We start from the raw sequence: 24,156 nt of genomic DNA on the forward strand, positions 1-24,156 counted from the left end.
TTCCGGGTATACTGGTAGGTAAGAGTTGAAACAAGGGGCGGCATGATCGGAATGCGACGGACAATCCACGTGCATACCCTCGATTCGGTTGGGTGACCCAGCGTGCCCAGGCCCCAGTGGCCCGGGATTTTTTTATCTAATGTACTCGCCCTCAGGCGGTTTCGGCGCCTTGAGAAGGTGGTGAAGAAGAGTATGGATGCGAGCCTGATCGCACGGGGCAAGGATCGCGGGTACTTGCTCTCCGATGAAATCATCGCCGCATTCCCGAACGCTGAGGAGAATGTCGAGTCCCTCGACGAATTCTATAGCACCCTGGTAGAGCAGGGAATCGAAGTCCTCGACCAAGAGCCGACCAACGGCAACGGTACCACAGCCTCCCTTTCCGAGCGCACCGCGTCCCAGCCCGCTCCCGCATCACCAACCATCGATACTCGCCAAGACGTTGCTGACGCAGTCAGCGTCAGCGACTCGGTCCGCCTCTACCTCCAGGAGATCGGCGAAACGAGTCTGCTCACCATGGAGGAGGAAGTCTGGCTGGCCAAGCGCATGGAGCGCGGCAAGATCGCCGAGGAGCGCCTGGCAAACGGCGACTACGCCTCCGAAGCCGAGCGCGCCGAACTCCTGGCCGACAAGGAGGACGGCGAGAAGGCCCGGGCACACCTGATCCAGGCGAACCTCCGCCTCGTGGTGAGCGTCGCCAAGAAGTACGTCGGCCGCGGCCTCTCCTTCCTGGACCTCATCCAGGAGGGTAACATCGGCCTGATGAAGGCCACCGACAAGTTCGATTACAAGCGCGGCTTCAAGTTCTCCACCTACGCCACCTGGTGGATCAGGCAGGCGATCACCCGCGCAATCTCCGATCAGAGCCGCACCATCCGCCTCCCCGTCCACGTCGGCGAGACCATCAACCGAGTTAAGAAGACCAGCCAGCGACTGCAACAGATCTTCGAGCGCGAACCGACCTTCGAAGAGGTCGCGCGCGCCATGGACATCCCTGAGGAGAAGGTGCGGCAGGTGCTGGACGCCTCCCGCCACCCCGTCTCCCTCGAAGCGCCCGTGGGCCAGGAGGGCGATGCCTTCCTCGGTGATTTCATCGAGGACGACACGATGCCGCCTCCGCTGGAGCTGGCCTCCCAGGAACTCCTGAAGCATCAGATCAGCGACGCGCTCTCGAAGCTCACCGAGCGGGAGCGCCGCATCATCATCCTCCGCTTCGGGCTGGAGGACGGCCAGTTCCGCACGCTGGAAGAGGTCGGGCGCGAGTTTGGGATCACCCGTGAGCGCATCAGGCAGATCGAGGCCAAGGCGCTGCGCAAGCTGCGCCACCCCACCTACAGCCACCGCCTGCGCGGCTACCTCGATTGACCTGCGGAAAACATGATCACGTTCAGGGGAGCGGTTGGTTCGCTCCCCTGTTTTCGTTCGGAAGCGCAGGACTATCGGTGCCCATCCTGGACCGGGCAGTGCCGGCACGAGCGATTCCTCGCTCCTATGATGCTGCGCTGTCACCCTGAGCGGTGCCGACAGCCGCGCGCGGCGGAGTCGAAGGATCGCTCGTCAGAATCGCCGCGCACTGGAAGGGCTAACCCTACCCCTCGTAACGCGAGAAGACCAGGCTGACGTTATGTCCGCCAAATCCGAGGGAGTTCGAGATCGCGTGGCGAACCTCGGCGTTCCGTGGACCGTCACAGACGTAATCCAGGTCGCACTCGGGATCGGGATGGCGCAGGTGCCAGGTCGGTGGGAGCACCCCTCGCGCTAACGCCAACACCGTGAAGACCGCCTCAACTGCGCCCGCGGCGCCGAGGAGATGACCCGTCAGCGCCTTGGTGGAACTCACGGGCGGCACCCGCTCCTCCCCGAACACCCGCTTCAGTGCGAGCGTCTCCAGGCGGTCGTTGAGCGGCGTCGAGGTGCCGTGAGCGTTCACGTAGCCGATGTCGTGGGGCGCCAGCCCCGCCCGTGCGATGGCGATCTCCATCGCCTCCGCGGCCCCGGCACCCTCCGGGTCGGGCTGCACGATGTGACAGGCATCGCCGGTCGCGCCGTAGCCGGTCAGCTCGGCCAGGATGGTTGCCCCCCGGCTCCGCGCGTGCTCGAGCGACTCAAGCACTAGCGTAGCCGCGCCCTCGGCGATCACGAAGCCGTCGCGCGTGCGGTCAAACGGGCGGCTTGCGCTCTCCGGTTCGTCATTCCGGGTCGAGAGCGCCCCCAGGGCGCAGAACCCCGCCACCGATCCCGGTGTGATCGGCGCCTCAGCCCCGCCGGCCAGCATCACGTCGGCCTCCCCACGCCGGATAATCTCCGCCGCCTCACCCAACGCGTGCGCTGCGCTGGCACAGGCCGACAGCGTGGCGAAGTTCGGGCCCTTCGCGCCCGTCACGATCGAGACGTAGCCTGAGCCCATATCGGCGAGGAACATCGGGATGAAGAAGGGGCTGACGCGCCCCGGACCGCGCTCGGCGAGCGTCCGCAGCTCCCGCTCGGCGGTCTCGATCCCGCCGAGGGCCGTGCCCAGCAACACACCGACCCTCCGGGCGTTCTCCGGCGTGATCTCCAGCTCCGCATGTGCGAGCGCGTCCTGGGTCGCCGCCACCGCGAGCTGAATGAAGCGGTCGGTACGCCGTGCTTCCTTCGGCTCAAGACGATCGCGCGGGTCAAAACCGTGGACTTCGCCGGCGATCCGGCTGGCGAAGCCCTCGGCGTCGAAGCGGGTGATCGGGCCGGTGCCCGAGCGGCCAGCGAGCAGCGCCTCCCACGCCGCGTCCAGGGTGTTGCCGACCGGGCTCAGAATGCCCATGCCGGTGACGACGACTCGGCGCGCGTCACGCTCAGTCACGTGTGAGTACCTCCGGATTCAGGCAGCGTGGCGGCGACTCACCGCGCAGGACAGCGAGCAGGTTCCGCGCCGCCAGTTCCGCCATCCGCGCTCGCGTGGTGAAGCTCGCGCTCGCAATGTGCGGCGTCACCACGACGCGCGGGTACCGCAACAGGGGATGATCAGCGGGCAAGGGCTCAGGGTCGGTCACGTCGAGCCCGGCGCCCCAGATCCAGCCTTGCTCCATCGCCTCCAGCAAGGCATCCGTCTGCACGACAGGTCCGCGGGCAGTGTTGATCAGCACCGCACTCGGCTTCATGCGCCGGAGTTGTTCACGGCCGATCATCCCGCGAGTCTGCTCGTTCAACGGGACGTGCAGGCTGACAAAGTCGCTCTCAGCGAGCAGGGCGTCCAGTTCCCGCCACTCGGCCCCGAGCTCCTCCTCAACCTCGGGACGGCGCCGCGGAGCGTGATAAAGGACGCGCATATTGAAACCACGCGCGCGTCGGGCAACCGCTTGCCCGATCCGGCCGAGCCCGACGATACCCAGCGTCGCACCGTGGACATCCGGCCCCAGGTAGCCCATCGGCTCCCACGTGCGCCAGGCGCCCGCGCGCACCGCGTTGTGTCCCTCCGGAATCCGCCGCGCCACCGCCAGCAGGAGACCGAAAGCCAGATCGGCCGTCGTCTCGGTCAGCACATCGGGCGTGGTGCATACCGCGACGCCACGCTCCGTACACGCGGCGACATCGATGTTGTCGAACCCGACTGCCATATTGCTGACGACTCTCACCGACGGTAGCCGGTCGAGCAGATCCCCGTCCACCCGCTCGGTGAGCAATGTCAGCAGGCCATCGGCTCCCTCGGCCAGCCGCACCAGTTCGTCGCGGCTCGGTGGGAGCTCTCCCTCCCAAACAGTCACATCGCCCGCTTCTCGGAGCAGGTTGAGGCCGACTTCCGGGATGACCCGGCTCACCGCGATCCGCACGCCGTCCTCCCTCCACCGAACGTCGTGCGGATTCTAACGGGCAGTCGAACGGGCGGCAACATGCGCGGCGAGATACCGACGCGGCTGGCGCCGACGTTGCGATCCCGAATCCAGCAGTTCCCCGTCATCGTGTTTCGGTCCGAACCAGAGCCAGGAGCGCCCCCATCATTACCGAACAGCGACCGATCGCAAAGGCTCAACCGTCGCCCGTGCGCCTGCCACACCCCTGGACACGAGCGCTCAACGCTCGCGACACGCGGAAGGTGCAGCCGCGCACCATTGACGTTTCCGCACTCTGGCCGAAAATAAGGGTCCTCAACCGGGGGCTGGTCGAGATCCCCGGCGCCTGGGTGAACCCGTTCACAGTGTCCGGCGACGGCCGGCTGGTCTTCGCCACGATCCATACCGACGACTGGGCCGGCGTGGCTGCCATCCCCACTGACGGGAGCGGCTACACTCGGATCTTCCAGTTCGCCAACCCCGATCTGGATCAGGTCACCGGCGGGAGCTTCGACGGCCGCTGGTTGGTGTGGAGCGAGTCGCACGACCCAGCCGACCGGGGAGACTGGAGCATCCGCGCCTGGGACGCTGAGTCGGGGCAAGTGCAGACGGTCGCTGAGGCGCCGCGGAAGGACGGCCGAACCATCCCGGGTCCCTTCGTGTTCCCGACCGTCGATCACGGGATGGTCGCCTGGGCACAGACCAGCCCCGAGGGTGGACGGGAGATTCATCTCTACTCGCTGGCCGACCGGCGTGACCGGATCTTGGCAGCAGGGGACGTCGGGAGAAGCCCGGTCACCTTCTGGTGGCCGTACATCATCTGGCAGGTGCGCGATCAGTCGGGCCCGGAGGACCGGGCGGGTCGCGTCATGACGGCCGATGCCACCACCGGCGAGCCCGTGGAGCCCCCTCCGGCCCTCGCGGCGATCCGTCATCTCGGGTTCATGGCGGCCTCCGAGTCGGTCCTCGCGTGGACCGACGGCGGGATCCTGTGGGTCTGGCGGCCCGGCGAGGCCGCGGCGCGGGCGGTCTTTCGGGCACCGGATGGCGACTACATCCAGTTCTTGAGCATCGCCGGCGACCTGACCACCTGGGATGGAGTGACAGGGCCGTGGGTGGCTGATCTCCGCAGTGGTAGCGTGGCGAAGTTACCGCAACTCTACGGAGGCCGACACGCCCGCGGCACCGCGCTGCTCGTCGTCGAGCCAACCAGCCAGGTGAGGAGCAGACACCCACCCCTGCGCATCCGGTTCGCGGATGTGGGTCAGTTTGAACCGCTGCCGACCTGCGCGTCCTCCACACCGGAAACAGATTGAGTCGGCGAGGCCGGATCCCGGCATCCAAACACCAGGTCGATTGAGAGGTGAATGCGGCACCGGGTCTCGCAATTGCGCAGACTTGAAGCGGAGCCTCAAGCGTGGTAGTATCCAGTAGGGTCAAGCCCCACCCCGCTCGGCGTGTACGACAACGTTTTGAGCCAACGTGAAGTAACCGACGGGAGCTGCTAAGCGGGCCTCGTGGGGCTCGGGGTTGCGGCACCCACCTGCCTTTGCAGGTTCAAAACCGAGTTACACCCGGCGGAGGTGGGGTTTTGCCCCACCTTTTTCATGCCTCATGTTCTTGGGGGACGGCCTGGTGATCCTGATCCTCCACGGCACCAATCGGCTCGCGATCGACGAGCGTGTCCAGCATCTGCGTGCGGAGCACGACCCGGCTGGCATCACCACCACGGTTGTGGAGCGGGCGGCCGAGCACCTTGGAGAACTGCGCAGCGCCTGCCTGTCCCCCGGATTCTTCGGCGCGACTCGCCTCGTCATCGCGCGGGACCTCCTCGTCGGCGGGGGCGGCGGGCGCGGCCGCCGCACGAGCGCTGACCGAGTCGAGGCGCTGGCCCTTCTGGCCTCGGTCCCGGAAACCACCGTCCTGATCGTGGCCGAGTCGGAGATCAAGCCCGCCGACGAGCGTGAGCTGCGCTCCAAGGTACCCGGCGCGACCATCGAGCGACACGATGTCCCGCGCGGTCGTGATCTGGTGGAATGGGTTCGTACCCGCGCCCGGCGCTACGACGCAACGATCGAAGCCGAAACGGCTGCCCAGCTCCTCGAAGCCCTCTTCCCCACGTCCTGGCGTGCCGTCGCGCGGCGCGATGACGTGCCCCCCGACCTGTACCGCCTCGACGCGGAAGTGGCGAAGCTGGCAACCGCGGCGGGACCGAGTCAGGAGATCACGCGCGATCTCGTCGGGGCGCTGGTGCCCGATGCCGAAGCGACGAACATCTGGGGACTGACCGACGCCATCGTGGCAGGCGACGTGGCGGGTGCGGTGCGCGAGGTCGAGCGCGCGCTCGCGACCGGAACCCCTGCTGAGATGCTTCTCGGCCAGCTCGCGTCCCAGTTCGAGGTCTTCGCGGTGCTCGCGGCCGGTCAGGCGCAGAGCGCCGCCGCGCTCGCGGCTGAGACGGGGATCAGCGAAGGTCGCCTTAGGCAGGCGAGCCGTACTGCGAGTCGCTTCCCGTATGAGCGGATCGCGCGCGGCCTGGCCGCGCTGCGCGAGATCGACGTGGCGACCAAGCAGGGACAGGCAGAGGCGGCCGATCTGCTGGTTGGCACCGTCGCGCGCCTGGCCGCGGGCCGGTAGAGCCCGGAAGCGACTGCACGGAGCGAATCAGGGACGGTTTCAGTGCACGACAAAACGGGCCGCGGATGCAGCCCGTATCGCACACACGCTGTTGCGCCGCGATCCGTGAGGGTGCTATTCCTCGCCGCGGATCAGCGCGTTGAACTTCTTCATCAGCCGCGCCTTGCGCCGCGCCGCGTTGTTCTTGTGGATGATGCCCTTGATGGCAGCCCGGTCGAGCGTGCTGATCGCGTCGCCCACGGCCGTCGCCGCCGCATCGGCATCACCCGCGGCAATCAGCCGCTCGGCCTTGCGAATGTAGGTGCGGGCCGACGACCGGAAGATCCGGTTCCGCATACGTCGTCGCTCGGCAACGCGGACGCGCTTCGCCGCAGACTTCGTGTTGGGCAAGTCTCACATCCCTCCGGATTTCGATCGCACACGCAATCGGCGGCGCCACCGCCGAACCACCAAAGTCTAGCAGGATCAGCAATTCCAGGCAACACCACGCTCGTCCTCTGTTACGATGGGCCTACACCGATCCGACGGGCGAGGTCCGCCTCGCCGCCATCGAGAGCGGGGAACGCGATGCAGGTGATTCGCAAGGGATCCGCACCGGTTGAGCGCGGCACCACCTTTACGGGCGAGACGACGCTGGAGCGCTACCTCGCCGGTGGCGCGGAGGGTATCAGTCTCTCCGTGGTCCACTTCAAGGACGGGTCGCGCACCCACTGGCACGAGCACCCCGGTGAGCAGATCCTGTTCATTCTTGAGGGTCGGGGGCGCGTCGGGACGGAGGACGAGGAGATCGAGGTCGGGCCCGGCGACGTGATCTACACCGGCCCCGGTGAGCGGCACTGGCACGGCGCCGCTCCTGGCGCATCGATGACCCACATCAGCATCACCCGCGGCGGCCCGCCGGTATGGGGCGAACCGCCGGAGTGATGCCCTCGCCGCACCCCCACCGGCACGGGGTAGAATGATCCCGGTTGGTGGCTGGACACCGGGGCGAGCCACGGTGTCATCGTGGGAGCGGTGATGTCCAACCCGACACCCGACCTGGACCTGCTGCTCACGCGATTGCGCGCGCTCCACGACGATCTGGAGCGGACACGCGAGCGGGAGCGCCTGCGGGTCGAAGAGGTTGAGCGGCGGATCGGGGCGGCTGCGATCGACCCGCCACGCACCGAGGAAGCGATGCACGAGCTATTTCAGGCATACGAGGCTCGATCCTTCGCTCGAGGGCGACTCGATGCACTGGACCACCTGATCGAGCGCCTCGATCTGCTGCTGGCCCCGTCCCCTGAGGGGTCGGGGCAACGCTGATGCCAGCCCCGCCGCGGCGCGCGCACGGGGCGCGGCCGGTGCCTACCCCTTCCCGGCGTCCACGCCGGATCACGCTGCAGAAAGCCCGACCGTCCCGCTCGGTGGCAGCCAATGCAACGATCGTCGCCGCCGCCTTCGTCGTCAGCCGCGTGCTCGGCCTGCTGCGCGAGATCCTGATCGCCCGGCAGTTCGGCACCAGCGGGGACTACGACGCCTACGTCGCCGCCTTCCGCATTCCGGACCTCCTCTTCCTCGTCGTGATGAGCGGCGCGTTCGGCTCGGCTTTCATCCCGGTCTTCGCCGGGTTCCTCAGCCGGGGAGAGCAGGACCGCGCCTGGCGCCTGGCCAGCGCGGTGCTCACGTACACCGTCCTCACCCTGCTCGTGGTGGGGCAGCTTGTGTTCCTCTTCGCCGGTCCGCTCATGCGAGACATCGTCGCACCCGGACTGGCGCCCCCGCAGCAAGACCTGGCGGTCAATATCACCCGCCTCCTGCTCCTGTCTCCCTTGCTGCTGGGGCTCGGTGCCGCGGCGCAGGGGATGCTCCAGGCCCAGGACGCCTTCACCCTGCCTGCGGTGGCGCCGATCCTCTACAACCTCGGCATCATCGCCGGCGCCCTGCTGTTGGCACCCACGATGGGCGTCTACGGGCTTGCTGTCGGCGTCATCGTCGGGGCAGCCGGACACGCCGGCATCCAGTTCGTCGGGCTCATTCGCCGCGGCATGCACTTCTCCCCCACGCTCTCGCGCCGTGTGCAGGGTCTGGGCGAGGTAGCTCGCCTCATGGCCCCGCGTCTGGTAGGCCAGGCAGCCTTCCAGATCAACTTCATCGTCATGACGAACTTCGCCTCCCGGCTTGGCGAGAGCAAGGTCTCGGCGATCAATTACGCCTACCAGGTCTTCATGCTGCCGCACGGCGTGCTGGCGCTTAGCCTCTCGACCGTGATCTTCCCGATGATGGCCCGCCAGTATGAGTTGAATCAGCTTGACGACCTCAAAGTAACCCTGCGCGGCGCGCTCGGCCCGCTCATCTTCCTCACCTTCCCGGCGTCGGTCGGGCTCTTCGCCTTCCGCACCAGCATCGTCCAGGTGCTCTTCCAGTTCGGCTCCTTCTCCGACGAGTCCACCCGGCTCGTCGCCCAGGCCCTCGCCTACTTCTCGGTGGGCCTGGTGGCATTCGCGGTCGTCGAGGCGGTCACGCGGGCCTTCTACGCCATGCACGACACCCGCACGCCGGTGACGGTCGCCATCGTGACCGTCATCGCCAACATAGCCCTCAGCGCCTATCTCGCGCCGCGCCTCGGGCACGGGGGACTGGCCCTCTCGATCGCACTTACCACCATCGTGGAGATGGCAATCCTGCTGACCGTCCTCTACCGGCGCATCGGCGGGCTCGGCCGGGGCCTGCTCGAATCGACGATCAAGGCAGCAGCAGCCACGGCGATCATGGCGGTCGTCGCCCTGCGCTTCGCCGGCCCGCTGGCACAGGTGACCGACCCGTCCGACGGACGGTCCATCGCGGGTATGGTCATGTTCGTCGTCACGCTGGGCGCCACCGGCATTACGTACCTCGTTTCCGCTTACTACCTGCGCGCGCCCGAGCTCTTCGAGACCCTCGACCGCGTCCGCTCCCGCCTGCGCCGCGCATGACAGCCGCTGCGTGCGGCGCGGTCGCTCGGTTATACTTGGCGTTCGAGCATCCGCAGGGGTGGAGGTCGCGGCGCGCGCTGTATGGTCGAACAAGAACGTATTCGAAACTTCAGCATCATCGCTCATATCGATCACGGGAAGTCGACTCTGGCTGACCGTCTCCTTGAGTACACCCACGCGGTGACCGAGCGAGAGATGGTCGAGCAGATCCTCGACTCGATGGATCTGGAGCGGGAAAAGGGCATCACGATCAAGGCCCGATCCGTTCGCATGGACTATCAGGCGAAGGACGGGATCACCTATGCCCTCAACCTGATCGACACGCCCGGCCACGTCGACTTCTCGTACGAGGTGAGCCGCAGCCTCGCCGCCTGTGAGGGCGCGCTGCTCGTTGTGGACGCCGCGCAGGGCATTGAGGCGCAGACGATGGCCAACGTTCACCTGGCGATTGACGCCGGACTCGCCATCGTGGCAGTCGTCAACAAGATCGACCTGCCCAACGCCCAGCCCGAGAAGGTCGCCCACGACCTGCAGCAGGTGATCGGGCTCCTGGAGGACGAGATCATCTTCGCGTCGGCCAAGTCGGGCCTCGGGGTCGATGAGATCCTAGAGGCCATCGTGACCAAGATCCCGCCGCCGAGCGGCGATCGCACCGCGCCGCTTCGTGCGTTGATCTTCGACTCCCACTACGACCCCTACAAGGGCGTCATCGCGTACGTGAAGGTGGTCGACGGGATCCTGCGGGAGGAGCAGCCGCTGCGCCTGATGGCGACCGGCAAGGAGACCGACGCGCTCGAAATCGGCGTCTTCCGGCCGACGATGACCCGTGTCTCGGAACTCGGCGCGGGCGAGGTCGGCTACATCGCGACCGGTCTGAAGGTCGTGACCGACTGCCAGGTGGGCGACACCGTCACCGATGCCGAGCGCCCTGCCCCGGAGCCACTCCCCGGCTACCGGCCGGTCAAGCCGATGGTCTTCGCCGGGCTCTACCCCGTGGACGGGGAGGACTACCCGGCGCTGCGCGACGCGCTGGCGCGGCTCAAGCTCAACGACGCATCTCTCGTCTACGAGCCGGAGTCCTCCGACGCCCTGGGCTTCGGCTTCCGCTGCGGCTTCCTGGGTCTGCTCCACATGGAGATCATCCAGGAGCGGCTCGAGCGCGAGTACAAGCTTGACCTTCTGGCGACCGCGCCGAGCGTTGAGTACGAGGTACTGAAGCGCGACGGCACGGTCGTCCATGTGGACAACCCCTCCGACATGCCGTCGCCGGGAGAGATCGAGGAGATCCGAGAGCCTTGGGCGAGCCTCACGATTATGTCGCCCTCACGCTACATCGGCACGATTATGGAGTTGGTCACCAGCCGCCGCGGTCAGTTCGTCGACATGACCTACCTCGATGAGGACCGCGTCCAGCTCAGCTTCGAGATGCCGCTGGCGGAATTGATCGTCGACTTCTACGACCAGCTCAAGTCACGCACGCAGGGATACGCCAGTCTTGACTACCAGCTCGCCGACATGCGGGCGTCGGATCTGGTCAAGCTCGACATCCTCGTCAACGGGCAGCCGGTGGACGCTCTGTCCTTGATCACCCACCGCAGTTCAGCGTACGAGCGCGGAAAGGCGCTGGTGGAGTCGCTGCGCAAGCTGATCCCGCGCCAGTTGTTCGATGTCCCGGTGCAGGCATCAATCGGCAGCCGGGTGATCGCGCGTGAGACGATCCGCGCCATGCGGAAGAACGTGCTGGCCAAGTGTTACGGCGGAGACGTGACCCGCAAGCGCAAGCTGCTGGAGAAGCAGAAGGAGGGCAAGGCGCGGATGAAGATGGTCGGGAGCGTCGAAATCCCGCAGGAAGCCTTCCTGGCAGTCCTGAGCCTTGGCGGTGACGCAAACGGCCGCTCCCCGGGGCGGGAGTAACACGCCCATGCCAGGTATCACGCTGGTAGGCCTCGGCCCCGGCGATCCCGCGGCGTTGAGCCAGGCCGCGCGGGACGCGCTCGCGAACGGGCAGGTCTTCCTCCGCACGCGCCATCATCCCGTGGTCATCCAGCAGGCGGCGCCGGCCGGCCGGCCCGCCTTCGAAGACCTGCTTGACAGTGACACGCCCCTGGCGACCGTCATCGAGCGATGGATCGACACGCTCCTCGATGCCGCGCGGACTGACGCGGTCGTGTACGCCGTCCCTGGGAACCCACTCGTTGGCGACGCCACGGTTCGTGTGCTGCTCCAGCGCGCTGAGGAAGCCGCCGTCCCGGTTAACACGATTCCCGCTAGTACCGTAGTCGACGCTGCGACCGCCGCGCTTCCCCCGTCCGCCCTCGCATTGGGCGTGCAGGTGCTGGATACGCTTGACCTGGCCCTGGCTGCCGAGCACGCGCCCTTCGGTGGCGGGGAGGCGGCTCTGTCGCCGCTGCAGCCGCTGCTGTTGACGAACCCGGGTCCCGCCCGTGTGATGGCAGCCGCGTGCGAGACGCTGGCACGTCTCTACCCGGATTCAACGACACTGCTAGTTCTCAACCACACACCCACGGGAGAACTCCACTCAGTGGAGACGGCGCTGGGGAGTCTCGCGGACGCCACCGGAGACATGCTTGCCATCTATCTCGCGCCGGTGTCGCCGCTCGAGAGCGCCCGGCATGCTACGGGACTCCAGCGGATCGTGGCGCGGCTTCGTGCCCCCGGTGGCTGCCCCTGGGATCGCGAGCAGACGCACCAGTCGCTGATGCGCGCGGGAATCGAGGAGGCGTACGAAGTTCTGGAGGCAATTGAACGCGACGACGCAGCGGCGTTGCGTGAGGAACTTGGGGACCTGCTGCTCCAGGTCTACCTGCATGCCCAGATCGCTGAGGAGGCGGGGGAATTCACCCTGGAGGACGTCATCGGCGACCTGTCGGCGAAGCTGGTGCGCCGCCACCCGCATGTTTTCGGCGAAGCCCACGCCGCCGACGCGAGCGACGTCCTGCAACGCTGGGACGAGATCAAGCGCGCTGAGCGAGCGGAGCGAGGGGTTGACGAGGCAGCGCACCCACTGGGCCAGATTCCGGCTGCGCTCCCGGCCCTCATGCGTGCCCAGACTGTCCTCCGACGCGCGGTAAGGGCCGGACTGTTGCCGTTCGATCCCGACATGCTCCAGAGTCGCTGGCGGGCGCTTGCGGCGGGAGAGGAGCCGGTGTCCGCCGAGACCCTGGGCGATGCGCTCCTGGCAACTGCGCTCCTGGCAGCCGAGGCGGGGCTCGACGCCGAACAGGCGCTACGGGAGCGGACGCTCGCGCTCGAAGCAGCGATCCGCGGGCACACGGCCGCCACCCCCGATGATCTATACTGATACGTCCATACCGACTGCGCGCCGCACACGGCCGCACCGGGCCACGCAATGCTTGAAGGGAGAGTGCTCCGCATGACCGACTTGGGTGACATCCAACAGCGCGCCGGGCAGCGCCGCTATACCACCTGCGGCGAACTGCGCGCCGGCGATGTCGGCCGCACCGTCACCCTCAAGGGTTGGGTGAACCGGCGCCGCGACCATGGCGGCCTGATCTTCCTCGATCTGCGCGACCGCTACGGCATCACCCAGGTCGTGGCCAACCCGGAGCATTCGCATGAGGCCCACCAGACCGCCGAGACGGTGCGCAACGAGTACGTCCTCTCCATCACCGGGACCGTCGCGGCCCGACCAGCCGGCACCGAGAACCCCAACATGGCGACCGGGGCGATCGAGGTCGTGGCCGACCGGATCGAGGTGCTCAACCCGGCCAAGACGCCCCCGTTCTACATCAACGAGGATGTCGAGGTCGAGGAGACGCTGCGGCTGGAGTTCCGCTACCTCGACCTGCGCAAGCCCAGGATGCAGCGCAACCTGATGCTGCGGCATCGCGCGGTCAAGTTCATTCGCGACTACCTCGACGCGCGCGACTTCATCGAGATCGAGACACCGGTGCTGGTCAAGAGCACACCTGAGGGCGCGCGCGACTACGTGGTACCCAGCCGGATCTACCCGGGGCACTTCTACGCGCTGCCACAGTCGCCGCAGCAGCTCAAGCAGCTCCTCATGGTCGCGGGGATGGACCGCTACTACCAGATCGCCCGGTGCTTCCGGGACGAGGACCAGCGCGCCGACCGCCAGCCTGAGTTCACTCAGCTCGACCTCGAGATGTCCTTCGTCGACGTGGAGGACGTGCTGACCCTCACCGAGGGTCTGTTCACCGCGATGTTCGAGGAGCTGGCGACCAAGCCGATTCTGCAGAAGCCCTTCCCGCGGCTCACCTACGCGGAGGCGATACTGCGCTACGGCACCGACAAGCCCGACCTTCGCTTCGGCATGGAGATCGCCGATGTGACGGACCTGGTGGCGGACAGCGAGTTCGGCGTTTTCTCCAACACCGCACGGTCGGGCGGCGTGATCCGTGGTATCGCCGTGCCTGGCCAGGCCGGGATCAGCCGCGGCCAGATCGACCAGTTGACCGAGCAGGCGCAGAGTTTCGGTGCCAAGGGCCTGGTCTGGATCGGCCTGCTGGCGAGCGATGACCGCTCCCTGACGCCGCGCTCGCCGATCGCGAAGTTCCTGTCCGAGGACGAGATCAGGGGCATGGCCGAACGTCTCGGAGCCGGGCCCGGCGACCTGATGCTGCTCGTCGCCGATCAGGCACCCGTGGCCGCCAATGTGCTCGGCCGCCTGCGCGTCGCGCTGGGCCACCAGCTCGGGCTCGTCAACACCGACGTCCACGCGTTCTGCTGGATCGTCGAGATGCCCTTCTTCGAGTGGGACGAGGAGAACGGCCGCTGGGAAGCCGCACATCACCCCTTCACCTCGCCCATGGACGAGGATCTCGAGATCCTGGAGACCGACCCCGGCCGCGCCCGCGCCAAGGCATACGACATCGTCCTCGACGGCTGGGAACTGGGGAGCGGGAGCATCCGGATTCACCGGCGCGACGTCCAGAACAAGATCTTCGAGCTGATGGGCTACGACGAGGAGGAGATCGAGCGGCGGTTCGGACACCTTCTGCGCGCCTTCGAGTACGGCGCGCCGCCGCACGGCGGCATTGCGCCCGGCATCGATCGCACGGTCATGATCCTGGCAGGCGAGGAGAACATCCGCGAGGTTATCGCCTTCCCGAAGAACCAGAGCGCGCAGGATCTCATGATGGGCGCGCCGTCACCCATCAACGAAGAGCAACTCAAGGAACTCCACATCAACGTCGTCCTGCCGAAGCCGGCCGGCGCCTAGCCGCCCGGCTTCGGCACCTCTTCTCCCGCGCTGCGTGCCGTCCACTCGTAGCCCAGTGAGGGCTCCCGCCCTGCTCGCCCGCGAGGAGATCCATCTCGGCTTTGACGAGCGCTCCTAACCTCCGATTGCCACGCGACGGCCCGCCGACCTCCAGGAAGTGGCGCGGCTCGCCGAGGTCGGTCGCCGCCACCCCGGGGGAGGAGCCGCACAGCCTGGTCGTTGCCCCCTGCGACTCTTCAGAGAAGAGTCGCACAGGTAAGGACCGCCAGACGGGTGCCTCCGAGCGTCGTCTGGCAAGCAGAATACGAGCCTCGGACGACAAGACAGTTAATTGCGAAATATACGGTCGTCAGGAGCATGAGTCGTGTAGTTCAGATTGACATCCGATCCCGTTCCTCCATATCATGTGACCATCGACTCATCCGAGACAAACGATGGAGGGCGGGAGCACGATGGCGTCTGCAGTCGAACCCGACCGCGACGAGTTGGCCTACATTCCAGCCGCAGACCTGGCGGCACGGATCCGGCGTCGCGAACTATCGCCTGTGGAGGTGGTCGACGCATTCATCCGGCGTATCGAGGAGCGGAACCCCAGTCTCAACGCGTTCGTTTACGTCGCCTTCGACGAGGCCCGGGAGCGCGCGCAGGAGGCCGAGCGAGCTGTGATGTCCGGGGCGGAACTCGGCCCGCTCCATGGTGTCCCGACGGCGATCAAGGATCTTTTCGACTACCATCCAGGTTGGAAGAGTACGTTCGGCGGGATCCGGGCGCTCAAGGACTTCGTCGTTGATGCTCATTGCGTCTTTGCCGAGCGGATCAAGCGCGCCGGAGCGATCATTCTTGGGAAAACCAACAGCCCGATCATGGGGTTCCGAGGCACTTGCGATAACTACCTGTTTGGACCGACGCGGAACCCCTTTGACCTTTCGCGCAACAGTGGTGGCTCATCAGGCGGCAGCGCAGCCGCCGTTGCCGACGGGCTTCTACCGCTTGCCGAGGGTACCGACGGCGGCGGGTCCATCCGGATCCCCGCTTCCTGGTGTGGCGTGTACGGCTACAAGCCATCGTTCGGTCGTGTTCCGTACGTCAACCGTCCGAACGCGTTCAGCGGTACCGATCCCTTCCTCTTTGAGGGCCCGCTGACGCGCACCGTCGAGGACGCGGCACTCGCCCTGAGCGCGCTGGCTGGGTATGACCCGCGGGACCCCTTCAGCTTGGACGAGCAAGTGGACTTCATGTCCGCACTACGCCGCTCAGTGAAGGGCTGGAAAATCGCCTACAGTCCCGACTTCGACGTGTATCCGGTGGATCCCGAGGTTCGGAGGGTCGTGGACGAGGCAGCCATGGCCTTCACTGAGGCTGGCGCTCAGGTCGAAGAGGTGTGCGTCGGCATCACGCGCGACCAGCGCGAGCTAAGCGACCTCTGGTGCCGCCTCATCATCCCGCTCAACGTCGCGGGAATCGAGGGCTTGAAGGCGGGCGGAATCGACCTCTTGGGAGAGCACAGAGACGACCTTCCACCCGAGTACCTGCGCTGGATCGAGGAGGGCTACCGGATGACAGCACTCGATGTCCAGCGCGACCAGCAGATGCGCACCGAGATCTACGACGCCATCCAGGGAGTGCTCAACGAGTACGACCTGCTGATCACGCCGACCCTCGCGTGCCTGCCGGTCGAGAACGCAGACGACGGCAACACGGTCGGACCGTCCGAGATCAATGGTGTGCCGGTCGATCCCTTGATTGGCTGGTGTATGACCTACTTCGTCAACTTCACCGGGCACCCGGCGGCATCGATCCCCGCGGGAATGGCCCATGGGAAGCTCCCGGTGGGCATGCAGATCATCGGCCGGCGTTATGCCGACGCGGATGTTCTCACCGCCAGCGCGGTGTTTGAACGGCTGCGGCCTTGGCGGCAGATCTACGAGATCCCGGCTGCCCGGCCACTGACTGCACCGATGGCAAAGTCTGACGGTCTCAGCATGACGGAGAGTTGAGCCCAGCACTATCACCGTGTAGACCGATAGGGTTGCCACAACCGCCCTGACCTCTCGAGGTCGGGGCGGCATCACTTCGCGTGCTTCTCGGCGCCAGTGAGGTGGAGAACAACTCCCTTTTCGTTCAGAGCGGTCGTCGATCGCCTTGTCACAGTCGCTTGCGGCGACGAGAGTAGCGGCTGGGATAGTAGGAGAAGCCCCGTTTCCATACCGCGGGGCCGGCGCTCGTTACGGCGCCCAGGAGAGGCCGGAGGTGGCGTCGATGCCGGAGCCCTTGAACAGCTCCTGCGGCTCGCCCAGCCTCGGCGTGCCGTCCTCGCCCACGGAGAAGGGGGCGGCGACCGCCTTGAAGGAGCCACCGTCCGTCTGGAGGAAGGCGATCCAGGACCCGTCAGGGGACCAGGTCGGAGCGCGCACGTTGCCGAAGTTGGTCAACCGTATCGGGGTGCCGCCCTCGGCGGGTACCACCCAGATGTCGTTCTCGGCCCCCGTCCGGCCGGTGTAGGCGATCCACCGACCATCCGGCGACCATGCGGGATCGTAGGCTCCCTCGTTGGTCTCCACCAGCGGGAAGAGCTGCTCAGTATTGAGATCCACGACCCAGAGCTGCGTCCAGCGCTGCAGGTCGTTCTCGCCAGTGGTGCGCTGAGCGAACACGATCCGCTGGCCGTCGGGCGAGAAGTCGGGATGCTCCACGTTCTCACCGTTGTAGGTTGAGGCCTGTATCTGGTAGGGGTTCTCTCCCGGAGCAGGCATCAGCCACAGGAAGTTCTTGAGCGTGTTGCGGTCGCTGACAAATGCGATCGCGTCACCTGCGCGCGACCACACCGGGTCCAGCGCCCACATAGCCTCCCGGATGTACGCCTCGGTGCCGGGCTGGATTGGCGGCTGGTAGAAGGTCAACTGCTCCATGCCGCTGCCGTCGGCGTTGGCAATGTAGAGGTCGGAGAACGCGTCGCCGGTGCGGACGAACACGAACCGACTGCCGTCGCCCGACCAACGTGGGTACGACGCGTCGCCGACGTGCGTTATCTGTGTTGTCGACCCATCCCACACGTGGATATCGCCATTCTGGGCGAAGAGGATTCGGCCGGTGGGCGCGGCGCCAAGCGCGTCCCTGTCATCGAGCAGTGGGTCCGGTGCGCCGCAGGCGATGCCGGCGAGTCCCAGCAGCGCCACCAGGACCAGTCCGGCTCGCAATAACCGACGCCAGCGTTGCATCGTCATCACTCGTCGTTTCCCGCGGCGGTGCAACCATAGCCGCGTTCGCGGAGCGCAAGTTCCGCTTCCCGCGCTTCATCCCACGGGCGCCGTTCGGCGCCATAGATGATACACCGCTCGTGACCTTTCCCGGCCAGGAGAACGCCGTCCCCCGGCCGGGCCCAGTCGAGCGCCGCCCGGATCGCCGCTCGCCGATCCTCGATGCAGACGTAGTCCCGGCCTTCGACCGCGCCGGCGTCGCGTGCTCCAGCCGCGATCTCGGCGATGATGGCATCGGGGTCCTCGAACCGCGGATCTTCTGACGTGAACACCGAGAAATCGGCGAGCCGGGCACTGACGGCTCCCTGCAGCGGGCGCTTGGCACGGTCCCGCTCACCCGCGCTGCCAAAAACCGCGATCACGCGGCCGGGCACGAGCGATCGGAGGAGCCGCAGGGACTTCTCCAGCGAATCAGGGGTGTGCGCGTAGTCCACGATCACGGTGTACGGTTGGCCGAGATCAACACGGCGCATCCGTCCCGGCACGCCTGCGAGCGACTCCAGCCCGCGGGCGATGGCCTCAGGGCTCAACCCAAGCAAGTGACCGACCCCTGCCGCGGCCAGGGCATTGTCCACGTTGTACGCCCCGATCAGGTTGAGCCGAACCGGCACCGACCCGCGAGGCGTCGTCAGGCGGAACGACGTGCCGTCGGCCGCGAGCTGCACATCATCGGCCTGGAGATCGGCGGGGGCTCCCTTAGCGCTGAACCAGAGAACCGGCGCGGTCCCGGCAGCCTCCGCGATCGCGCGTGCTCCCTCATCGTCCCGGTTCAGCACCACCCCGCCAGGATATGGACGCGGGCCGCGTCCGGCGACGCGCTCCAGGAGGCGCGCCTTGGCACGCCGGTACTCCTCGATCGTGCCGTGGAACTCAAGGTGCTCGTGGGTGATGTTGGTAACAACGCCCACGTCGAATGCGCATTCGTCGAGCCGGTGAAGGGCCAGGCCGTGGGACGTCGCCTCCAGCACGGCCCAATCGACGCGCGCCTCGCGCATCTGCGCCAGCAGGCGCTGCACGTCGAGCGACTCGGGTGTGGTCTGTCGCGTGTCATGGTCGACGATCTCGTCCCCCACCCGCACGGCAATCGTGCCGATCAGACCGGTCCGGTACCCGGCCGATCGCAGCATGGCATCCACGAGATAGGAGGTGGTCGTCTTGCCGTCGGTGCCGGTGATCCCGATGATCCCGAGCGCCTCGGCCGGGCGACCAAAGAACGTCGCCGCCACCAGCGGGAGCGCCGCGCGCGTGTTGGGTACCGCAGCATAGGCGGGGTAGTTCGCGAGATCAGGTTCCCACGACTCGACCAGGGCGGCGACGGCACCGCGAGCGCGGGCGTCGGCCAGGAAGCGATGCCCATCGGTGTAGCCGCCTCGCATTGCAACGAACAGGCTGCCCGGACGAGCCAACCGCGAGTCATAGCAGACATCCGTGACCACCGTCCCAAGGTCACCCCCGGAGCTGGTCACGGGAAGCGCCTGAATCAGGTCTGAAAAGCGGCTCTGTGTCACTGCCCCCCCGGATCATACCCAGCCAAACGGCCGCGCCACAGACGGCCCGGAGCCGACCCCTGCTGCGCGACCGGCAGGCGTGCGTGATGACAGCCCCCACCCGTCATAGTGAGGACGGCTCGATAGTATTCAACGCATTGGAAGCCGGATTCGTCACGACCCGCTGGACACACGGCCACCGCCACGGACGATGGAGCGGAGCCGCGTCCTGCGACCACCGTAGCAGCTCCAGGTGCAGCCAGGGGACCGGGCCTCATACGCCGGGCCGCAGCGGGTCGGACTCATAGAAGGCCTGGACGAGCGCGTCCTCGGCGGCCTCGCGAACCACCGGGTCCTTGTCTCGACGCAACCGGCGCAGCACGTTCACTGCGACGCGACCGCCAATCTGCCCGAGCGCGCCGATCGCAGCGGTCTGCACCTCGCGGTCTTCGTCGCGAATCAGGTTCAGCAGTGAGTCGAGCGCCTGGGGATCTCCCAACTCGCCCGCGGCCTTGGCCGCCTCGTAGCGGAACTCCGGGTCGTCGCTCTCCAGCTCGGCCAGGATCTGCGGCAACCAGGACGCATCTAGGTTGCGCCCCATACCGAAGAGCGCACTCACCCGCAGCTCCCGGTCCTCAGAGGCGTATGCAGCCGCAATCTCCGCAGTTACCTCAGCGTCGTCGGTAAACCACGCGAGCGACTCGAGGGCACGCCGGCGGACCCACGACGGCGCGTCTCCGTGGAGCAGATCCATGAGCGCGCTCCGAACCTGTGCCGTATGCTCGTCGTCGAGGTCGCCGAGGCTCGCGCGGCAGGCGAACTGCCCGAGGCCGGTCGCGATGGCCTCGAGCACCGCCGGCTCCCGCTCACGGGCGAGCATACCCAGCAGCTCGTCGAGGCAGTCGTTGCTCTCGTCCTCCCAGAGGCCCGCGACAGCGACGGCGCGCACTTCGGCGTCGTCGTCATCCAGCGCGACACGCAGAATGCGGCTGAAGTTGAGTTCGACGTTCTCCTCGGCCAGATCGACCATCTGCCGGACAAGGTAGCGCCGGGCATCCAGCGGGAGCTGCGGCCACTCGGCGCGCACTTGAACCGCCGCGGCCCGGCTGATGTCCGTCAGTTCGGCGACCGCACTGGCCGAGCGCTGACCGCCTCCGATCGCCCGCAGCCGCTCGATCACCCGCGCGGCACTCGGGTCATTCTGCGGGGTTCGGCTGATAGTAGAAAACATCTTCGACATCCGGATCCACGCTGAACTGGGGATTGCTCGGCGACTGCACGATGTCCCGGATCAGATCGGCCGGCATCGGGCGCTCCACGTTGGCCACCGCGACCAGATCGTCGAGCATGGCCATGTAGCGGACGGAGTCGCCACTCCCCTCGGCCTCACCGATACGCTCGAAGACCGCCGCCAGCGTCTCTTCCGGCCGCCGCCGGACCCGGTCCTCCAGCGGCGCCTGATTCGCCAGGCGCGGGAACCGGTTCTCGGTCAGGAGCATGTTGTCCTGGGTCGCGCAGTAGAAGGTCGTCGGCCGGAAGACGTAGCGCCCCTTCTTCTCGTCGAGTTGCAGCAGCTTGCGATCCTGGCCCGACACCGGCAGGTACTCGATCAGGTAGGTGCCATCGTTCTCGCTGCGCTCGATGGTGATCAGAGCGCCGGGCACCAGGTTGGCGCTGAAGAACGCCTCGAAGCCTGCCAGGTAGCCGCCACGGTTCCCCGTCGGGTAGCGGAGCTCGACGAAGAACGTTTCATACGTCTGCGGCGACTCGAAGACGAGCACTGCCGCCCGCTGGTCGGGCAGCATCGGGGGCGGGAGGAGCGCGGCGAAGTTGGCGTCGTAGGGCAGCACTCCGTAGTGATACTCGTAGAACGTGAGCACGTGCTCCACGACCGGCTCGGCCGCCTCGACCGGCTCCTTCGCGTAGTCGAGCAAGAAGCGGTAGTCAGAGCCGATCTCGCTCGGCTTCCGCTTCGTGGTGCCGATCGTGGGCAGGCCACTCGTGCTCCACAGGCGCTGCCCAGGAGTCCCGACGAACTCGAACTCACGATGCTCCCGCGACAGCCGGAAGTTCAACGCGAACCGCATCAGCTCGTAATCGGCGGCCGAGGGATTCAGACCCAACACGTCCTGGAGCAGGATCTCGTCGGTGAGCGGCTCCCCGCGCTCCAGGAGATATTCGCGGATGCGCCGCAACTCGCCGCGGCTCAGGCGGGGAACCTTGTCCTCCATCATCCACTGGTCACCGAAGTTGGCGACCGAGAGATCCTGACGCAGGTCGCGACGGATGATCTCCGCCAGCGCGGCGTCGTCCAGGGCCGCCAGTTCCTCGTCGCTGACGAGTGCCGCCGCTTCCATCGCTGGCACCGGCTCGACTTCTGCCTCCACCTCAATCTCGGCCGGCTCTTCCGGAAGCGGCTCGGCGGCCTCCTCCGTGATCTCGGGGATCACCACATCCGCAGGCTCAGTGACTAACGTGTCTCCCACGAGATCCGGCCGCCGTCGCGGCTCGAAGACTTTCGGCTGCTCGGGCAGCGGCACCGGCTCCTGGAAGCGCTGGGCCAGCGTGTGCTCGGAGACGGGTTCCTCCTCCGTTACCGGAGCACGACCCTCCCGGGTCGTCGCGAAGACCACCCGCCCTTCCGCCTCCTCGCGCAGGAACACGTCCGGGTTCATCGACAGGACACGGTCGATCTCGACACTCCATTCCTCCGCGGAGCGCTCACCGTGTCGCGAGGCGTAGAACTCGGCGAGCGCGGAGAGTGGGCTGCGGATCGGCGCCGAGCGCGGGAACAGTCTGCCCATGGTGGACAGCGCCTGGAAGATCTCCTCAGCCATCCGCTGCTCGTCTTCAGTGCCCACGAATTGCGGCTTGGAAGCTGCCTCTGCCGTCTGCATCCCGGATCCACTCTCCTCGCGTCGAAACAAATGGGCGGACCGCGCTGGCTAGCGGCTCAACCGCTCCCGCAGCGCGCGGACGAGGTCATCGGTCGTCATCGGTTTGGCGGAGTTGCGCAGCAGGAACAACAGATAGGTGAGATGCTCCTCGCTGAGACGCACGCTCGACATGGCCATTCCTCCCATCACCAAGGCCACAAGTGCAAAGTGTACATGCGTTCTCGTGGATCAGGCAACGCGTCAGGGACAGACCAGAGGAAGGCAGGGGCGCTAACCCACCTGGTCCCCCCGCAGCGCAAGCGCAACCGCACCGAGGATAGCGGAGTCGCCCCGGAACTGCGCGGTGGAGAGCCGCAGGCGGCGCACCGATGCCGGGTACGAATACTGGCGCACCCGCGCACCCAGAGGATCCATCAGTAACTCCCCGACCTCGGCCACCGGGCCACCCACAATCACCGCCGCCGGGTTCAACACGGTGATCAGATTGGCGATCGCCAGCCCGAGCACCCGCACCGTCTCGGTGACGACCTCCCGGGCGATCTCGTCCCCGGCCCGTGCCCGCTGGAAGATCGCGCCGACGGTGATCGCCCCCGGCGCCGACCATGAGTCGATCACCTCACGCCGGGCGGTTCTCAGCCGTTCTCGAAAGTTGTTGACGATCGCCGGAGCCGATGCATAGGCCTCCAGATGGCCGGGCTTGCCGCAGGAGCAGATCGGTCCGCCGACCGAAACGACCATGTGCCCGATCTCGCCCGCCGTCCCGCTGCCGCCGTGAACCAGGCGGCCGTCGACGATGATCCCGCCGCCGACGCCCGCACCCAGGTGGACGTAGACCACATCGGCGCATCCACGGGCTGCCCCGTAGCTGGCTTCGCCTACGGCAGCGGCCCGAGCATCGTTCTCAAGCACGCTCGGGATCCCGACCGCCTCCTCCAGCAGGTTGACCAGGGGAAAGTTTTCAAAGCCCGGTGCCCGGTGCGACAAAAGCGTCACCCCGCGCGCGGCGTCCACTGGTCCGCCAAAGGCGATCCCGATCCGCGCAATGTCCGAGAGGTCTGCCTGGATCGAACTGCAAGCCTGGTCGATTAGGCCCCGAACCGTATCCACGACGACCGGCGCAGGAGCCGAGGCATCGATGGAGTGGGCTTCGGCCACGATGCGCCCCGACGGTTCGGCCAGCACCACGCGCTGGCCACGACCGGCGATCTCCACCCCAAGCACGAAACGCTTGTCGCAGGGGAGCACGCCCCACTGCCCCGGGAGTTGGGCCTGTTCCACCCGCTACCTCCTCGGCCTGCCGTTCACGCCGTCAGTGTACCGGTGCACCTCCGACCCGGGTCGTGGCCGGTGCCCCATTCTAACACGGCTCTCGCCATTTGTGCGGAAATGCACGAACACCAGGCGGCCATCCACGCCCCGGCGCAGGCGTTCCGAGTCACCTGGGCGCCTCGTCAGCACACCGGACTCCACGGTAGCTCTCGCCCGTAGTCCCTACGGGCGGCTTCAAGTCAGGACGCGGATCGCAATGGCCACGTTACCGCGATCTCGCTCTCCCGGACCAGCCGTGGCGCCGTGGTCTGCTCTGGCACATCGAACGCCCGCCTCCTTATGACCCAAATGACTCGTGGGAACCGCACCACCTGAAGGGGTCGCTGCCCGGTCGCGTTGCGCGCGTACGCGGGCCGTTCACGGTTGCATCCATCGCCGTTCCGTGCTAAACTCCTGGGCGGCAATTGAAGCTGTCGACGTTCCCCGATAGCTCAACGGTAGAGCAGGCGGCTGTTAACCGCAAGGTTGAAGGTTCGAATCCTTCTCGGGGAGCCAACGGGAGGACACAGGTCCTCCCGCTTATTGTTTCTGCCCCCTGCTGCAGTTCCGCGCCGCCGACCATCAT

General features: G+C 66.9%; 19 protein-coding genes, 1 tRNA gene and 1 other RNA gene. 12 read left to right on the forward strand and 9 right to left on the reverse strand.

Translation table 11 applies throughout. The annotated features are described in order from the left end of the window. Positions 1-192: 192 nt before the first annotated feature. A complete protein-coding gene (gene rpoD / locus STHE_RS06075) occupies positions 193-1,365 on the forward strand; it encodes an RNA polymerase sigma factor RpoD (protein WP_012871692.1) in 1,173 nt (390 codons plus the stop codon). A 223-nt stretch (positions 1,366-1,588) separates the two neighbouring features. Here the strand turns inward: rpoD and fabF are convergent, their stop codons facing one another. Together fabF and STHE_RS06085 are read right to left on the reverse strand one after the other, a co-directional pair. Then, positions 1,589-2,839: a beta-ketoacyl-ACP synthase II gene (fabF, locus tag STHE_RS06080; RefSeq protein ID WP_012871693.1), complete on the reverse strand. Its 1,251-nt coding sequence runs from the start codon at positions 2,837-2,839 to the stop codon at positions 1,589-1,591. Beyond that, positions 2,832-3,806, reverse strand: a complete 975-nt coding sequence (locus STHE_RS06085) for a 2-hydroxyacid dehydrogenase (protein ID WP_012871694.1) — start codon at positions 3,804-3,806, stop codon at positions 2,832-2,834. Before STHE_RS06085 ends, fabF begins: the two co-directional genes overlap by 8 nt. A gap of 209 nt (positions 3,807-4,015) precedes the next feature. On the opposite strand from STHE_RS06085, the gene STHE_RS06090 reads away from it, so the two are divergent. The 3 genes from STHE_RS06090 to holA all read left to right on the forward strand — a co-directional run bounded on the left by STHE_RS06090 (position 4,016) and on the right by holA (position 6,443). Continuing rightward, complete coding sequence (locus STHE_RS06090; RefSeq protein ID WP_012871695.1) at positions 4,016-5,122, forward strand: hypothetical protein; 1,107 nt, start codon at positions 4,016-4,018, stop codon at positions 5,120-5,122. A gap of 121 nt (positions 5,123-5,243) precedes the next feature. Next, positions 5,244-5,400, forward strand: a non-coding RNA gene (gene ssrS / locus STHE_RS18445) — 6S RNA. A 41-nt stretch (positions 5,401-5,441) separates the two neighbouring features. Continuing rightward, entirely contained in the window at positions 5,442-6,443 is a 1,002-nt protein-coding gene (holA, locus tag STHE_RS06095) for a DNA polymerase III subunit delta (RefSeq protein WP_245534884.1), read from the forward strand. Between the two features lie 114 nt (positions 6,444-6,557). On the opposite strand, the gene rpsT is transcribed toward holA, so the two are convergent. Further along, positions 6,558-6,833 (reverse strand): 30S ribosomal protein S20, encoded by a 276-nt coding sequence (gene rpsT / locus STHE_RS06100; protein WP_012871697.1) that lies wholly within the window; start codon positions 6,831-6,833, stop codon positions 6,558-6,560. A gap of 177 nt (positions 6,834-7,010) precedes the next feature. On the opposite strand from rpsT, the gene STHE_RS06105 reads away from it, so the two are divergent. The 7 genes from STHE_RS06105 to STHE_RS06135 all read left to right on the forward strand — a co-directional run bounded on the left by STHE_RS06105 (position 7,011) and on the right by STHE_RS06135 (position 16,618). Beyond that, complete coding sequence (locus STHE_RS06105) at positions 7,011-7,367, forward strand: cupin domain-containing protein (RefSeq protein ID WP_012871698.1); 357 nt, start codon at positions 7,011-7,013, stop codon at positions 7,365-7,367. A 93-nt stretch (positions 7,368-7,460) separates the two neighbouring features. Then, a complete protein-coding gene (locus tag STHE_RS06110) occupies positions 7,461-7,748 on the forward strand; it encodes a hypothetical protein (RefSeq protein ID WP_012871699.1) in 288 nt (95 codons plus the stop codon). 101 nt (positions 7,749-7,849) lie between these two features. Beyond that, positions 7,850-9,397, forward strand: coding sequence for a murein biosynthesis integral membrane protein MurJ (gene murJ, locus STHE_RS06115; RefSeq protein ID WP_245534886.1), 1,548 nt, complete (start codon positions 7,850-7,852; stop codon positions 9,395-9,397). An 81-nt stretch (positions 9,398-9,478) separates the two neighbouring features. Beyond that, positions 9,479-11,311: a translation elongation factor 4 gene (lepA, locus tag STHE_RS06120; RefSeq protein ID WP_012871701.1), complete on the forward strand. Its 1,833-nt coding sequence runs from the start codon at positions 9,479-9,481 to the stop codon at positions 11,309-11,311. 7 nt (positions 11,312-11,318) lie between these two features. Then, complete coding sequence (locus tag STHE_RS06125) at positions 11,319-12,719, forward strand: MazG family protein (protein WP_012871702.1); 1,401 nt, start codon at positions 11,319-11,321, stop codon at positions 12,717-12,719. A 72-nt stretch (positions 12,720-12,791) separates the two neighbouring features. Continuing rightward, positions 12,792-14,621, forward strand: coding sequence for an aspartate--tRNA ligase (aspS, locus tag STHE_RS06130; RefSeq protein ID WP_012871703.1), 1,830 nt, complete (start codon positions 12,792-12,794; stop codon positions 14,619-14,621). Positions 14,622-15,073: 452 nt separating this feature from the next. Beyond that, complete coding sequence (locus STHE_RS06135) at positions 15,074-16,618, forward strand: amidase (RefSeq protein WP_012871704.1); 1,545 nt, start codon at positions 15,074-15,076, stop codon at positions 16,616-16,618. Between the two features lie 228 nt (positions 16,619-16,846). Here the strand turns inward: STHE_RS06135 and STHE_RS06140 are convergent, their stop codons facing one another. From STHE_RS06140 to STHE_RS06160, 6 genes are all read right to left on the reverse strand, one after another. Next, positions 16,847-17,839 carry a TolB family protein gene (locus STHE_RS06140; protein WP_245534887.1) on the reverse strand — a complete coding sequence of 331 codons (993 nt, stop codon included), beginning with the start codon at positions 17,837-17,839 and terminating at the stop codon, positions 16,847-16,849. Between the two features lie 5 nt (positions 17,840-17,844). Next, positions 17,845-19,386, reverse strand: coding sequence for a UDP-N-acetylmuramoyl-L-alanyl-D-glutamate--2,6-diaminopimelate ligase (locus STHE_RS06145; protein ID WP_012871706.1), 1,542 nt, complete (start codon positions 19,384-19,386; stop codon positions 17,845-17,847). Positions 19,387-19,639: 253 nt separating this feature from the next. Then, positions 19,640-20,605, reverse strand: a complete 966-nt coding sequence (locus STHE_RS06150; protein ID WP_245534889.1) for a HEAT repeat domain-containing protein — start codon at positions 20,603-20,605, stop codon at positions 19,640-19,642. Then, a complete protein-coding gene (locus STHE_RS06155; RefSeq protein ID WP_012871708.1) occupies positions 20,562-22,262 on the reverse strand; it encodes a hypothetical protein in 1,701 nt (566 codons plus the stop codon). Before STHE_RS06155 ends, STHE_RS06150 begins: the two co-directional genes overlap by 44 nt. A 48-nt stretch (positions 22,263-22,310) precedes the next feature. Further along, positions 22,311-22,433 carry a hypothetical protein gene (locus tag STHE_RS19540; protein WP_012871709.1) on the reverse strand — a complete coding sequence of 41 codons (123 nt, stop codon included), beginning with the start codon at positions 22,431-22,433 and terminating at the stop codon, positions 22,311-22,313. 99 nt (positions 22,434-22,532) lie between these two features. Continuing rightward, positions 22,533-23,540: an ROK family protein gene (locus tag STHE_RS06160; protein WP_012871710.1), complete on the reverse strand. Its 1,008-nt coding sequence runs from the start codon at positions 23,538-23,540 to the stop codon at positions 22,533-22,535. A 471-nt stretch (positions 23,541-24,011) separates the two neighbouring features. Between STHE_RS06160 and STHE_RS06165 the strand changes: the two genes are divergently transcribed. Beyond that, positions 24,012-24,086 (forward strand) — tRNA-Asn (locus STHE_RS06165). Positions 24,087-24,156: the final 70 nt, after the last annotated feature.

This window comes from Sphaerobacter thermophilus DSM 20745, assembly GCF_000024985.1.
GTDB lineage: Bacteria > Chloroflexota > Chloroflexia > Thermomicrobiales > Thermomicrobiaceae > Sphaerobacter > Sphaerobacter thermophilus.

Bases quoted from the DNA above. Each gene is read 5' to 3' on its own strand.
- rpoD (WP_012871692.1), top strand. From the start codon at position 193: ATGGATGCGAGCCTGATCGCACGGGGCAAGGATCGCGGGTACTTGCTC.
- STHE_RS06105 (WP_012871698.1), top strand. From the start codon at position 7,011: ATGCAGGTGATTCGCAAGGGATCCGCACCGGTTGAGCGCGGCACCACC.
- STHE_RS06110 (WP_012871699.1), top strand. From the start codon at position 7,461: ATGTCCAACCCGACACCCGACCTGGACCTGCTGCTCACGCGATTGCGC.
- lepA (WP_012871701.1), top strand. From the start codon at position 9,479: ATGGTCGAACAAGAACGTATTCGAAACTTCAGCATCATCGCTCATATC.
- STHE_RS06125 (WP_012871702.1), top strand. From the start codon at position 11,319: ATGCCAGGTATCACGCTGGTAGGCCTCGGCCCCGGCGATCCCGCGGCG.
- aspS (WP_012871703.1), top strand. From the start codon at position 12,792: ATGACCGACTTGGGTGACATCCAACAGCGCGCCGGGCAGCGCCGCTAT.
- STHE_RS06135 (WP_012871704.1), top strand. From the start codon at position 15,074: ATGGCGTCTGCAGTCGAACCCGACCGCGACGAGTTGGCCTACATTCCA.
- STHE_RS06140 (WP_245534887.1), bottom strand. From the start codon at position 17,839: ATGCAACGCTGGCGTCGGTTATTGCGAGCCGGACTGGTCCTGGTGGCG.
- STHE_RS06150 (WP_245534889.1), bottom strand. From the start codon at position 20,605: ATGTCGAAGATGTTTTCTACTATCAGCCGAACCCCGCAGAATGACCCG.
- STHE_RS06155 (WP_012871708.1), bottom strand. From the start codon at position 22,262: ATGCAGACGGCAGAGGCAGCTTCCAAGCCGCAATTCGTGGGCACTGAA.
- STHE_RS19540 (WP_012871709.1), bottom strand. From the start codon at position 22,433: ATGTCGAGCGTGCGTCTCAGCGAGGAGCATCTCACCTATCTGTTGTTC.